Genomic DNA, 12,725 nt, shown 5'->3' with positions numbered 1-12,725 from the left:
CATGAGCGACCAGAGCACCGCACCCAACCCCGTCGCACCCAGCCCCGTCGCGCCGCTCGCCGCCCGCGAACGGCTGATGGCCGAACCCGAGCTCGGGGCCGGCAACTTCCTCGACCACGCCATCGCGGTGAACCCCAACCGCGCCGTGCCGTACGCGTACAGCCACCACACCGACCACCGGGGCGCGGTCGTGCTGCGCGGGCACAGCCTGCTCGACCTGGCCGCCCTGCGCGACCGGTACGCCGCCTGGTACCACGCCAACGGCGTGCGCCCCGGTGAGCCGGTGGCCGTGGTGATCGGCGAGGGCCTGGAGCCGCTGCTGCACTTCCTCGCGCTCACCGCGCTGGGCGCCGTGCCTGCCCTGGTCAACGACGCCATGCGGCACGACGTGATGGTCCGCTACCTCAACCACGTCGGCGTGGTCGGCGTGGTCGCCGACGACACCACCCGGCTGGCCGCCGCCTACCGGCAGGACCCGCAGCGCCGGCCCCGGTTCCTCGCGCTCGCCGCCGAGGTGCAGGCCTTCGACGCCGACGCGTCCGGCGGCCTGCCCGCCGAGTACCCGTACCGGCACGCGGCGGACGACGTGGTCGCGCTGATCCACTCCTCCGGCACCACCGGCACGCCCAAGTCGACGATGCTGGCGCACCGGCAGTTCTGGGACGGCAAGCAGCCGCGGATGGTGCGCTTCCCGGCGGAGCCGTACGACCGGCTGATGTCGCTGATGCCGCACACCCACGCGGGCGGTCTGAGCTACTTCCTCACCGCGACGCTGCTCGGCCTGCCGACCGTCGTGATGGCGGACTGGCGGCGCGCGGTGGTCGAGCCGGTGATGGAGGCGTTCCAGCCGACCATGGTCGCCTCCTTCCCGCGCACCTTCGTCGAACTCGCCACCGGGGACCTGCCGGTGCGGGGCGCCGCCAAGGTGCACTCCTGGTTCAACACCGGGGACAGCGCGCACTACGGGCACATCCGCCGGCTGGTCCAGCTGGGCGAGCGGCCGGCCGGGCTGATCCGGCCCTGGCTGCTGCCGCAGGAGAAGGCCGGGCAACCCGCCCTCCCCGGTTCGCAGTTCGTCGACGGGCTGGGTTCCTCCGAGATGGGCATGGCGCTGTTCGGCCAGGTGACCACCCCGGAGAGCGTCCGGGACGACCGCTGCGTCGGCAAGCCGCTCGAAGTGGTCCGCCGGGCCGCCGTGCTGGACCAGGACGGCAACGAAGTCCCGGACGGGACGGTCGGGTTGCTGGCGGTGGACTCGCCGTCCCGGACGCCCGGCTACTGGAACAACGCCCGGCTCACCGCGAGCTTCGAGCTGGCCGGCTACTGGCTGACCGGCGACGTCGCGCGGCGGGACGCCGAGGGGCGGTTCCACCACCTCGACCGCACGGTGGACGTGATCGACACCGTGGCCGGTCCGGTCTACAGCCTGCCGATCGAGGAGGTGCTGCTGGCCGACTGCGCCGACCTGGTCCGGGACTGCTCGGTGGTCGGGGTGCCGGGCGCGGCCGGGGAGGGCCAACGGCCCATCGCCGTCGTCCAGTTGCAGCACTCCGCCGGGGACGCGACCGCCGAGGAGGTGCTGGCGGCCGCCAACAAGGCGCTGGCCGGCACCGAATTGGCCGCTCTCGCCGCCGTCCGGATCGCCCGCACCGCCGAGGAGTTCCCGCTGGGGCCGACCGGCAAGGTGCTCAAGCGCGAACTGCGCACCCGGTTCGCCTCCCTCTTCACCGGCCAGTAGCCGCGCGGATGGACGACCACCCCGTGCCCCCGCCGCAACGCCCGGGCCACCCGGAGCACCCGCGGCCGTACCAGTACGTCCGGACCCCGCTGGTCGAGCCGGACTGGCGCCGGCTGCCCGGCTGGCGCGACGTGACCGAGGCCCAGTGGCGCGACGCCCAGTGGCAGCGCGCGCACTGCGTCAAGAACGCGCGGCAACTGCGGTCCGTCGTCGGCGAGTTGCTCACACCCGAGTTCTACCGGCAACTCGACGACGACCAGGCCGAGTTCGCGACCATGCCGATGCTGCTGCCGCCGCAGATGCTCAACACCATGGCCGCGCAGGCCCCGACCGGGGATCCGCGCGCGTTCACCGAGGCGTTCCTGGCCGACCCGGTCCGCCGCTACATGCTGCCGGTGCACGCCGACCGGCACCCGCACTGGCCCAGCCACCCGAAGGCCGAACGCGACTCCCTCCACGAGGCGGAGATGTGGGTGGTCGAGGGGCTCACCCACCGCTACCCCACCAAGGTGCTGGCCGAGCTGGTCTCCACCTGCCCGCAGTACTGCGGCCACTGCACCCGGATGGACCTGGTCGGCACCTCCACGCCGCAGGTCAGCAAGGCCCGGCTGGTGCTGCGGCCGGCCCACCGGCAGGAGCAGATGCTCGACTACCTCAAGCGCACCCCGACCGTGCGCGACGTGGTGGTCTCCGGCGGCGACCTCGCCAACGTGCCCTGGCCGCAGCTGGAGTCGTTCCTGCTGCGGCTGCTGGAACTGGAGTCGGTCCGCGACATCCGGCTCGCCAGCAAGGCGGTGGTCGGCCTGCCGCAGCACTGGCTGCAGCCCCAGGTCCTCGACGGGGTGCACCGGGTGGCGAAGCTCGCCGCCCGCCGCGCCGTCAACCTCGCCGTGCACACCCACGCCAACCACGTCCGGTCGGTGACCCCGCTGGTCGCCGAGGCGGCCCGGGCGCTGCTGGACGCGGGGGTGCGCGACGTCCGCAACCAGGGCGTGCTGATGCGGCGGGTCAACGACACCCCCGGCGACCTGCTGGACCTCTGCTTCGCCCTCCAGGGCGAGGCCAACATCCTGCCGTACTACTTCTACCTCTGCGACATGATCCCCAACGCCGAGCACTGGCGGACCAGCGTCCACCAGGCGCAGCAGCTCCAGGAGGCGATCATGGGCTACCTGCCCGGCTACGCCACCCCGCGGCTGGTCTGCGACGTGCCGCGGCTCGGCAAGCGCTGGGTGCACCAGGCGGTGGCGTACGACCGCGAGCGCGGCGTCTCGTACTGGACGGACGACGACGGCCGCCACCTCTACTACGACCCGGTCGACACCCTCCCGGAGGCCGGCCGCCACTGGTGGGCGCGACGCACCGACCACCCGACACCCACGGAAGGAGCACGGTGAACACCACCGGACCCGACGACCGCGGCCCGCTGCGCCGGATGTGCTGGATCTTCCCCGACCGCGAGTCGACCCGGATGACCGAGACCTGGCACCACTTCTTCTGGGACCTCTACGCCGAGGCCGCCGAGGAGCTGGGCCTCACCTGGTGCCGGCACGCGCCCGAGGCGGTCACCGTGGACGCCACCGACCCGGCCCACCCGGTGGTCTACCTGGACGAGGAGCCGGTCACCCCGCAGGACACCCTGTTCATCACCGCGCTCTACTCGCTGCCCTACCAGTCGATGGACGTGTTCAACCAGTACGCGCTGTACGCGGTGCTCGAACAGGCCGGCTTCTACCTGCCGTTCCCGCCGCAGGTCTCGCTGATCGGCAACGACAAGCTGGCCACCGTCCTGTTCCTCGCCGACTCCCCCGTGCCGCCGATCCCGTCGATCCGGATCGGCACCGGCCGCGACATCGCCAAGCACCGGTACGAGGTCGCGCTCGGCGGCCTGACCTACCCGGCGATCGTCAAGCCGTCCGGCTGGTGCGGCGGCGGCGGGATCAACCTGGCGCGCGGACCGGAGGACGTCCGCGGCCTGGCCAGCCTCGCCCAGGGCGGCGACACCACGCTGATCGCCCAGCCCTACCTCGGCGACGGCACCGTCGACTACCGGGTCTACGTGGTGGACGGCGAACCGTACGCGGTGATGAAGCGGATCCCGGAGCCCGGCTCGCCGGTGGCCAACGCCAGCCGCGGCGGGGCGATGGAGTTCCCGCCGGTGCCGCCGGAACTCGCCGAAGCCACCGCGTACTTCGCGGAGAAGCTGGCGATCCCGTTCTTCTGCGTCGACTTCCTGTACGACGGCGAGCGGTACTGGTTCTCGGAGTTGGAGCCGGACGGGGTGATCGCCCCGGACTTCACCGACCCGGACCGCGTCCTGCAACGGGACATCACCCGCGCCCGGTTCACCGCCTACCGGGACGCGCACGCCAAGTGGCTCGCCAACCCCGCCCCGGCGACCGCCCGGACCGTCACCCCGGCCCCCTTCCCGAGCCCCACCCCGATCACCGCCCCGACCGCCGCCCCGTCCACCGCCCCGTCCCTCCGATCGGAAGCCCGATGACCGACGCCTTCTCCCTGCCGGCCGAGGAGGCCGAGCCGCAACTCGCCGTCGCCGACGCCACCTTGGCGCGACTGCGGACCGTGCCCGGACTCGCCGCGCGGTACACCGGGCACCCCCGCGCGGTCCACACCCTGGACGAGCTGGCCGCCCTCCCGCCGCTGCTCAAGGACGACCTGAACACCGCGCTGGCCCACCTGGAGCCGCGCTCGGCCACCGCCGCCACCTGGCTGTTCCAGAGCGGCGGCTCCACCGGCGCCCCCAAGATCGGCTACGCGCCGACCGGCTTCTACATGGCCGGTGTGCACGCGCACTGGCAGGTGCTGGACCGCGACGACGTCTTCGCCAACGCCTGGGGCGCGGGCCGGATGTGGGGCGCGCACTTCCTCGCCGCCGGGCTGGCCGACCTGGCCGGCTGCCGGGTGATCGCGCTCGGCTCGATCACCCGGGAGGAGTACCCGGACTGGCTGGCCTTCCTCGCCGACCGCGGGGTCACCGCGATCGGCGGCACCCCGAGCGTGCTGCGGCTCTGGTTCGCGCACGCCCGCGCCGCCGGGCTGAAGCTGCCCACCCTGCGCAAGGTGCTCTGGCTCGGCGAGGCCTGGCAGCCGCAGCTGGAGGAGGACCTGGCGGCGGTCGCGCCGCAGGCCCGCCGCTGGGGGATGTTCGGCTCGACGGAGACCTGGGTGGTCGGCACCAACACCCCGGACTGCCCCGCCGACACCTTCCACCCGCTGCCCGAGCAGCTGGTGCACGCCGGCCCGGACGGGCTGCTGGACTTCACCACCCTCAACCCGGCGATGCTCAACCCGGTGCTGCGCTACCGCACCGGCGACGCGGGCGAGTTGACGAGCTGCCCGTGCGGCCGGCCGGGCCGGGCGATGCGGGTGCTGGGCCGGCGGGACAACGTGGTCCAGGTGCGCGGGCTCGGCCTGCACGTGGACGAGCTGGTGGCGCGGGCCGAACGGGAGCCCGGCGTGTCGCGGGCCCAGGTGGTGATCACCGAGAACGGCGGCCGGGCCACCGGCGTCGACGTCCTGCTGCTGACCGACCGGCCGCTCGACACCGCCGCGCTGCGGACGGAGCTGCTGGCCGCGACCTTCACGCTCAGCACCGCCTTCCAGCACGACCCGGAGAACTTCACCGTCCGCGCCGTCGACGAACTGGTCAGCAACGACCGCACCGGCAAGACGGCCGGCTTCGTCGTCCGCGCGGCCGACGAGGAGGCCCGGTGAAGCCCGGATCCGACCGGAAGCCGACGGGCCTGGGGCGCGGCTTCGACCTGTTCTGGGCCGGCCAGACGATCAGCGTGGTCGGCGACCGGATCACCGTCTTCGTCGTCCCGACCCTGATGATCTTCGTCCTGCACGCCTCCGCGCTCCAGGTCGGCGTGGTGGCGATGGCCCAGTACCTGGGCATCCCGCTGCTCGGCCCGGTGGCCGGCGTGCTGGTCGACCGGTGGAACAAGCGCCGGACGATGCTCGTCTGCGACCTGATCCGGCTGGTCGCGGTGGCGGTGATCCCGGCCGCGTACTGGCTGGACCTGCTGTCCACGCCGCTGCTGTTCGGCTGCGTCGCGGTGATCAGCGGCGCGACCATCTTCTTCAACGTCGGCTATCTGATCGCCGTCCCCGCCGTGGTGGAGGAGGACCAGATGGTCCGCGCCTACTCCCGGCTGGAGGGCAGCAACTCGGTGGCCGAGGTGGCCGGGCCGTCCATCGCGGCGGCCCTGTACAGCGCGCTCGGCGTGGGCGCGCTGCTGGTCGACGCGGCGAGCTACCTGGCCTCCGCCACCTGCTTCCGGTACATGAGCCCGTGGGGCGAACGGACCGTCGTCCAGGGCACCGTGTGGGAGCGGCTGACCGCCGGGTTCCGGATGAACTGGGCCGACCCGGTGCTGCGCCGGGTGGTACTGGCGGCCGTCACGCTCAACTCGGGCGGGCCGATCTTCGTCACCGTGCTGCCCGTGCTCGCCTACCGCGGGCTGGACGTGTCGGTCGGGGTGTTCGGCGCGGCCATGTCGGTCGGCGCGGTCGGCGCGCTGACCGGCGCCGTGGTGGCGCCGCGGATCAGCCGGCGGTTCGGCCTGGGGCGGACGCTGGCCTGGTCGCTGCTGCTGCACTGCCTGGTCGGGCTGGGGGTGCTGGCCGCGCCCGCGCTGCCCGCCGGTCCGGTGATCGCGGTGACGATGGGCTGCTACGGCTTCTTCATGTCCTGCATCAACGTGTGCAGCGCGCCCACCCGGCAGTCCCGGATGTCCGCCGAGCACCAGGGCGTGATGCACGCGGCGTTCCGCACCGTCACCTGGGGCGTGATCCCGCTCGCCGCGCTGGTCGGCGGCCTGGCCGTGTCGGCGCTCACCGACCCGCTGGGCATCCGGGACGCGGCGCGCTGGGTGATGGCCGGCGGCACCCTGCTGGCCGCCTGCTCCTTCCTGCCCGCGCTCGGCATCCAGCCCCGGCTGGACGCGGCCGCCCGGGAGAAGGAGCAACCGGCCGACGCGGCAGTGGAGTTGACGGAGACGGCGTCATGACAGCGGAGGAACCGCCCACGCCCCGGCAGGACGACCCGCCCACGCCCCGGCCCGAGGAGCCGTCCGACGCGACGCGCCGGGACGGGCCGCCGCACCGCGACGAGACGCACCGGCCCGCGCGACGCACCGGCGCGCCCCGCGACGAACCCGGCGTCCTGCTCATCACCGGCTGCTCCTCCGGCATCGGCCTCGCCACCGCCGTCGCCGCCGCCCGCGCCGGGTTCAGCACGGTGGCCACGATGCGCGAACCGGCCCGCGCCGAGCCCCTGCTGCGGGCGGCCGAGCAGGCCGGCGTCACCCTGGACGTGCGCCGGCTCGACGTCACCGACGCCGACTCGGTCGCCGCCTGCGTGGACGGCGTCGCCGCGACCTACGGGCGGCTGGACGCGGTGGTCAACAACGCCGGGGTCTCCAACTCCGACCCCACCCTGGAGATGTCCACCGACGCCGCGCTGCGGGCCAACCTGGAGGTGAACCTCTTCGGCGTCATCACGGTCAGCCGCACCGCCCTGCCCCTGCTGCGCGCCTCCGGCGGCCGGCTGGTCACCATCGGCAGCGTGCACGGCGTCGTCGGCCAGCCCTTCAACGAGGCCTACTGCGCGGCCAAGTTCGCCGTCGAGGGGTTCATGGAGAGCCTCGCCCCGGTGGCCGGCGCGCACGGGGTGCGGGTCTCCGTCATCGTGCCCGGCTTCGTGCCGGACACCCGGTTCGGGATCTTCCCGGACATCAACCGGCGGACCATCGAGGCCGCCTCCGGCCCGTACGCGCCGACCTTCGCCGACTACCTCGCCTGGGTCGGCGGCCAGGGCTGGGAGGCGGCCGGGCAGCCCGCCCGGGAGGTGGCCGAGGTGGTCGTGCGCACGCTGCGCGCCGACCGGCCCGCCTTCCGCGTCCCCACCAACGCCTGGGCGGCGGCCTACCTGGCGCAGAAGCTCGCCGACCCGGACGGCTCCGCCGTCCAGACCCTCGCCCGCACCTGGATCGGCCGCCCCGACCCGCGGTGACCGGCAGCGCCTCATACCGACCGGTCCCGCCCCACTCTCAGGAGCCCCGCCATGCCCGCCAAACCACTCCCCGAGCTGGTCGACTTCGCCCGGCGCAACTCCCCGTTCTACGCCGAGCTGTACCGCGACCTGCCGCCGCGCGTCGAGCACCTCACCCAGCTGCCCGTGATCGAGCAGACCGCGTTCTGGGCCGCCAACTCCTGGCCGGACAACCGCCTGCTCACCGGTCCGCTGCTGGACGCCGGCGTCTACAAGACCGGCGGCACCACCGGCGTCCCCAAGTTCTCGCCCTGGTCGCGCACCGAGCACGCCGACTCGGTGACCGCCTTCGGCGCGGGCCTGGTGCAGGCCGGCCTCAAGCCCGGGCACCGGGTCGCCAACCTGTTCTGGGCCGGTGAGCTCTACGGCGGCTTCCTCTACATCGAGAACGCCCTGCACCACGCGCCGGTGGACAACGTCCGGCTGCCGGTCGGCGCCGCGCCCGACGCGTACGTGGCCAATTTGATCGACGACTTCGGCGTCGATGTGCTGGCCGGCGAGCCGATGAAGCTCAGCTCGGTCGCCGAGTACCTGGTCAAGCACGGCCGGGTCGCCGACCGGATCGAGCTGCTGCTGTTCGGCGGCGACCTGCTCTTCGCCGACCTGCGGCCGATCCTCTCCCGGGCCTTCCCCAAGGCGGCGATCGCCTCGATCGGCTACGCCTCGGTGGACGCCGGCCTGGTGGGCGCGCCGGTGCCGGGCGACGACGTCCGGGTGCACGAGGCCTTCGCCAACCGCACCGTGGTCGAGCTGATCGACGACGTGACCGGCGAGCCGATCACCGCGCCCGGGGTACCGGGCCGGGTCGTGGTCACCAACCTGTTCCGCACCCTGATGCCGATCCTGCGCTACCCGACCGGTGACCGCGCCGAGTGGGTGGACGTGGAGCGCGGGCGGTTCCGGCTGGTCGGCCGGTCCGTCGAGGGCGCCCGGATCGGCACCGTCGCGATGCCGACCGAGGAGATCCGCGCCGTCCTGGTCGCCGCCGACCCGGACCAGGTCATCTCCGGCATCCAGCTGGTGCAGCGCCGCTGGGACGGCAAGGACGGCCTGATCCTGCGGCTCGGCTGCACCGAGGAGCCGCCGGCGGGCCTGAGCGAGCGGCTGATCGAGGCGGTGTACGCGGCCCGGCCGCTCTACCCGTCCGACGTCGCGCTCGGGGCGATCCACCACCTGACGGTGGAGTGGGTGCCGCGCTCGGAACTGGTCACCAACCCGCGCACCGGCAAGCTCCAGCAGGTCGTGGACGAGCGCCCGCCCGCCTGACACCCGCCGTCCGACGCGCGCCCGGCCCGGCGCGCGTCGGACCCGCTCTCAGCCCGCCTGCTGCGGTCCGACGTGCGGCGCCCCGGCCAGCATCACGCTCTGGCCCCGGAATTCCGCGATCACCTTTTCCGCCGCATTCCGCACCGTCACGTCATAAACCCCGGTACGCCCGGACCGGGTCCGCTCCACCGCCTCGGCGACCAGTTCGTCCCCGACCGCCGCCGGTGCCAGGAAGGTCACCTGCGCGGCCTGCGCCACGGTCACCGGACCGTAGCTGTTGCAGGCGTAGGAGAACGCCGCGTCGGCGAGCAGGAAGAGGAAGCCGCCGTGCGCGATGCCGTGCCCGTTCACCATGGTCGGAGCCACCGTCATCCGCATCCGGGCCCGCCCGGAGGACACCTCGTCCAGCGCGATGCCCAGGCCCTGGCAGGCCCGGTCCCGCTGGTAGAGCGCGGCCATCCGGGAATTCAGCCCGACGGAATCCGCCGTCTCCGCGACATTCACGCCCATGACGCCCTGCTTTCCCCGGGAACAGCCCGAAACGGTCGGTCGGTGTGCCGCGCGTTCACATTGCCCCCGCATTACACCGAGGCCCGCGACGCACTGTCAACGGTCCACAGCGTGAACGGAAAACGCGAACCGGGAAGTCCGCCGGGGCGCCCGCCTCACAGCAGGCGCTTGATGTCCCCGCGCGCCCGGTAGAAGGAGCCGCTGCCGGACTCCAGCACCTCCGCCACCAGGTACCGCGCGCCCGGCACCCGGATGTCCTTGGGGAACTGCACCCGGCGCGTCGCGTCGAAGCCCGGCGACACCACCCGCACCCGCAGCCGGCCGCCGTCCTGCACGCACTCCACCTCGATGCCACCCGCCGCACCCGCCGAACCGGCGGTCACCGCCTCGATCTCGGCGCCCGCCACCGAGGCCGCCCACCCGCTGCCGTCCACCTCGGCGGCCTGCGGCAGCCGGCCCTCCTCGGCCGCGCGCACCGCCGTCTCGCTCGCGTCCAGGCAGACCAGCGAGCCGTCCGTGGTCACCAGGTAGAGCCGCCCGTCGCGGTACTGCATGCTGTACGCCGAGCCGCAGCCGGTGCCGAGCTTCCACAGCCGGGTGCCGTCGGCCGCGAAGCAGTACACCGAGGAGTGGTTGTCGCCCGCGAAGACGTACCGGCCGTCCGGCGAGGCGGCGCAGGAGAACACCGCCGCGTCGCAGCGGTAGCGGGCCGCCTCCGAGCCGTCCGCCTTGCGCAGCCGGTACACCGAGCCGCGCGAGGTGCCGGCGAACACCTCCTCGCGCTCCTGCCAGCCGAACAGCACCGCGCCGTCGGTGCGGGTGTGCCAGACCGGGGCGCCGCCGCGGGCCGCGTACCGGGCCACGCCGCGCGAGTGCCCGTGGTAGACGCCGTCGCTGTCGCAGCGCACCATCCAGCCGTCGGTGCCCTCGGCGGAGCGCCGCCACTGGAACTCGTCCTCGTGGTCGACGGTGGTGATCCCGCCGCGCGCGTCGGCCACGCCGAGCACGCCGTCATGGATGTCCAGCCAGTAGATGTCGACGTCCTCGGCGATCTCGTACGCCACCCGCGGCACCTTGCCGCCCAGGTCGTAGACCTTGCCGTCGTCGCAGCCCGCGTAGATCCACCAGTCGTCGGCGACGATGCACTTGACGCCGTCGGGGAGGCCGTAGCGGCCGGTCACCTCGCCGTCGTGGGTGAGGGTGTAGACGTCGCCGCGCTCGTTGCCGACCCAGGCGTGCTCCTCGCCGATGAAGATGCCGAACGCCGCCGCCCCGGACCGGAACCGCCACAGCACCGGCGCCTGGCGGGCCGTCGAACGGCTGCTGACGATCGCCCGACGCGTCACCGCCCGCCGCTGCCGCACCCCGCGCACCGCCGGGGCGTAGCCCTTGCGGACCTTCTCGCCCAGCTTCTTGGCGGCGGCGGCCGCGGCCTTCTCCGGCGTGGCGTAGGCGGTGGTCTTGGTCTGGCCGCTCTCGCCGATCCGCCCGTAGGTGACGGTGACGTCCTGGCCGGCGACCCGGACCTGGTAGAACTTGTGCGCGCCACCGCCGTCCTCGGACAACTCCAGGTAGGTCGTCTGCTCGTCGGTGGCGGTGGCAGCGGCGGTGGCTGACATGGTGTGGGCCCCTTCCGGGCGGGCGCGATGCGGGTGCGGGCGTCGCCCGGGGCCCGCGCTGCGGCGGCCCGGCGACACCTCAGAACCTAGACGGGGGTACCGACAACGCCGGCCGGCGGGTGGCCCTGCGGCCTGCGTGCCCAGGCGGCGACCGGACGGCCGGGCACGCTGCCCGAACGGACCTTCCGTCCGCTCCGCCCGGCCTGACATGATCGTCCGCTATCCGGTCGGCAGGCGCCGGAGTCGGTGAGCGGAGAGGAACGGCCGGATGCGGAGCGGAAGTCTGTCGGCGCCTCCCTCCTCCGTCATGGCGGAGGCCCGCGCCGAGCACCGGCCGGCGCGCTGGGTGCGCAGCCGGTTGCGGTCGGCCCCGTTCGCGGCGCTGCTGAACGCCGTCCTGGTGTTCGTCACCGTGCTGCTGGCGGCCGGGCTGCCGCGGGCCGTCGACCGGGGCGAGGACGCGGCGCTGCGCGACTTCCTGCGCGACCGCGGCCTCACCGCGACCAGCCTGGTCACCACCTCGGAGCTGCGCGAGGACGACGGTTCGGCGGAGCTCGACGCGGTCGCCGCCGCGCTGGTCGCCCGCACCGGCGGGGAGTTCCGAGTGGCCGCGAGCGGGCCGGTGTACGGGGTGTTCGGGGCCAAGGGGCAGTCGCTCGGCAACCCGCACCTGTCCCGCCCCGACGGCGCCTCCCCCACTCTGCGGCTGCGCCACCTGGCCCGGCTGGCCGAGCACGCCACCCTGACCGGTGGCGCCTGGCCGGCCGCCGTCCCGGCCGACCGGCCGCTGCCGATCGTGGTGTCCGGGCGGTCCGCCGAGAAGCTGAACATCCGTCTCGGCGACGTGTTGATGAACGAGTACGGCCCGCGCGACGCGCCGCCGTCCACCGGTGTCCAGGTGGTCGGCATCTTCACGCCCGACGACGAGGCCGACCCGTTCTGGAACGAGCTGCTCTGCCTCACCTCCCCCTGCCTGAACATCCCGGACACCTTCGAGTGGAAGCGCTCCTGGGAGACGGTCGGCCTGGTCGGCGGCGACGACCTTCCCCGGCTGCTGGACTGGGCCCGCGGCGGCCACGGCTACTGGAAGCTGCCCGTCGACCCCGACTCGCTGCGCGCCGACCGGCTACCCGCCGCCGAACGCGCGCTCGCCTCCTACCTCACCGGCCCCACCGCCACCGAGCTGGTGACCGCCACCGACCGCTCCGACCTGCGCACCACCTCCGCCCTGCCCGAGCTGTTCGCCCTCGCCACCGCCCGCCGGGACGCCGCCGCGCCGCTCGCCGCGATCGGCCCGGCCGGGCTCGCCGGGGTCGTCGCCGTGGTGCTCTGCCTGGCCGCCGCGCTCGCCGCCGACCGGCGCGGCCCCGAACTGCTGCTGCTCCGGGCCCGCGGCGGCTCCCGCGCGGGCGTGCTGCGCAGGCTGCTCGCCGAGGCGGCGGTGACGGTCCTGCCGGGCGCCGCCGCCGGGACGGCGCTCGCCCTCCTGCTGCTGCCCACCCCGCGCCGGGGCGCC

Annotated in this window: 9 protein-coding genes and 1 pseudogene; 8 read left to right on the top strand and 2 right to left on the bottom strand. The window is 74.1% G+C overall.

All coding sequences use genetic code 11. The features are described from left to right. The first annotated feature begins 1 nt into the window (after position 1). From AB0N76_RS11880 to AB0N76_RS11850, 7 genes are read left to right on the top strand one after another with little or no spacing between them, the layout of a single operon-like run. A complete protein-coding gene (locus AB0N76_RS11880) occupies positions 2–1,738 on the top strand; it encodes a class I adenylate-forming enzyme family protein (protein WP_363555856.1) in 1,737 nt (578 codons plus the stop codon). Between the two features lie 8 nt (positions 1,739–1,746). Then, positions 1,747–3,135 (top strand): lysine 2,3-aminomutase, encoded by a 1,389-nt coding sequence (locus AB0N76_RS11875; protein ID WP_363555854.1) that lies wholly within the window; start codon positions 1,747–1,749, stop codon positions 3,133–3,135. Beyond that, positions 3,132–4,241, top strand: a complete 1,110-nt coding sequence (locus tag AB0N76_RS11870) for a hypothetical protein (RefSeq protein WP_363555852.1) — start codon at positions 3,132–3,134, stop codon at positions 4,239–4,241. Before AB0N76_RS11875 ends, AB0N76_RS11870 begins: the two co-directional genes overlap by 4 nt. Beyond that, positions 4,238–5,473: an AMP-binding protein gene (locus AB0N76_RS11865; RefSeq protein ID WP_363555850.1), complete on the top strand. Its 1,236-nt coding sequence runs from the start codon at positions 4,238–4,240 to the stop codon at positions 5,471–5,473. The genes AB0N76_RS11870 and AB0N76_RS11865 overlap by 4 nt, the downstream gene beginning before the upstream one ends. Then, on the top strand, positions 5,470–6,771 hold the full coding sequence (locus AB0N76_RS11860) for an MFS transporter (protein WP_363555848.1): 1,302 nt from the start codon (positions 5,470–5,472) through the stop codon (positions 6,769–6,771). Before AB0N76_RS11865 ends, AB0N76_RS11860 begins: the two co-directional genes overlap by 4 nt. Next, positions 6,768–7,775, top strand: a complete 1,008-nt coding sequence (locus tag AB0N76_RS11855; protein WP_363555846.1) for an SDR family NAD(P)-dependent oxidoreductase — start codon at positions 6,768–6,770, stop codon at positions 7,773–7,775. Before AB0N76_RS11860 ends, AB0N76_RS11855 begins: the two co-directional genes overlap by 4 nt. 51 nt (positions 7,776–7,826) lie before the next feature. Next, positions 7,827–9,080 carry a phenylacetate--CoA ligase family protein gene (locus tag AB0N76_RS11850; RefSeq protein WP_363555844.1) on the top strand — a complete coding sequence of 418 codons (1,254 nt, stop codon included), beginning with the start codon at positions 7,827–7,829 and terminating at the stop codon, positions 9,078–9,080. A gap of 48 nt (positions 9,081–9,128) precedes the next feature. Here AB0N76_RS11850 and paaI read toward each other — a convergent pair whose 3' ends face one another. Together paaI and AB0N76_RS11840 are read right to left on the bottom strand one after the other, a co-directional pair. Beyond that, complete coding sequence (paaI, locus tag AB0N76_RS11845; protein WP_363555842.1) at positions 9,129–9,590, bottom strand: hydroxyphenylacetyl-CoA thioesterase PaaI; 462 nt, start codon at positions 9,588–9,590, stop codon at positions 9,129–9,131. 155 nt (positions 9,591–9,745) lie between these two features. After that, the gene (locus AB0N76_RS11840; RefSeq protein ID WP_363555840.1) at positions 9,746–11,209 is read right to left on the bottom strand and encodes a WGR domain-containing protein; all 1,464 of its coding nucleotides are present in this window, start codon (positions 11,207–11,209) and stop codon (positions 9,746–9,748) included. A 268-nt stretch (positions 11,210–11,477) separates the two neighbouring features. Between AB0N76_RS11840 and AB0N76_RS11835 the strand changes: the two are divergent. After that, a pseudogene (locus AB0N76_RS11835) lies at positions 11,478–12,725 on the top strand (hypothetical protein); the annotation flags it as partial.

Origin of the sequence: Kitasatospora sp. NPDC093806 (assembly GCF_040683335.1) — a bacterium.
Lineage (GTDB): Bacteria > Actinomycetota > Actinomycetes > Streptomycetales > Streptomycetaceae > Kitasatospora.
The sequence above is the reverse complement of the archived record's forward strand: the minus strand, read 5'-3'. Positions and strand labels throughout refer to the sequence as shown.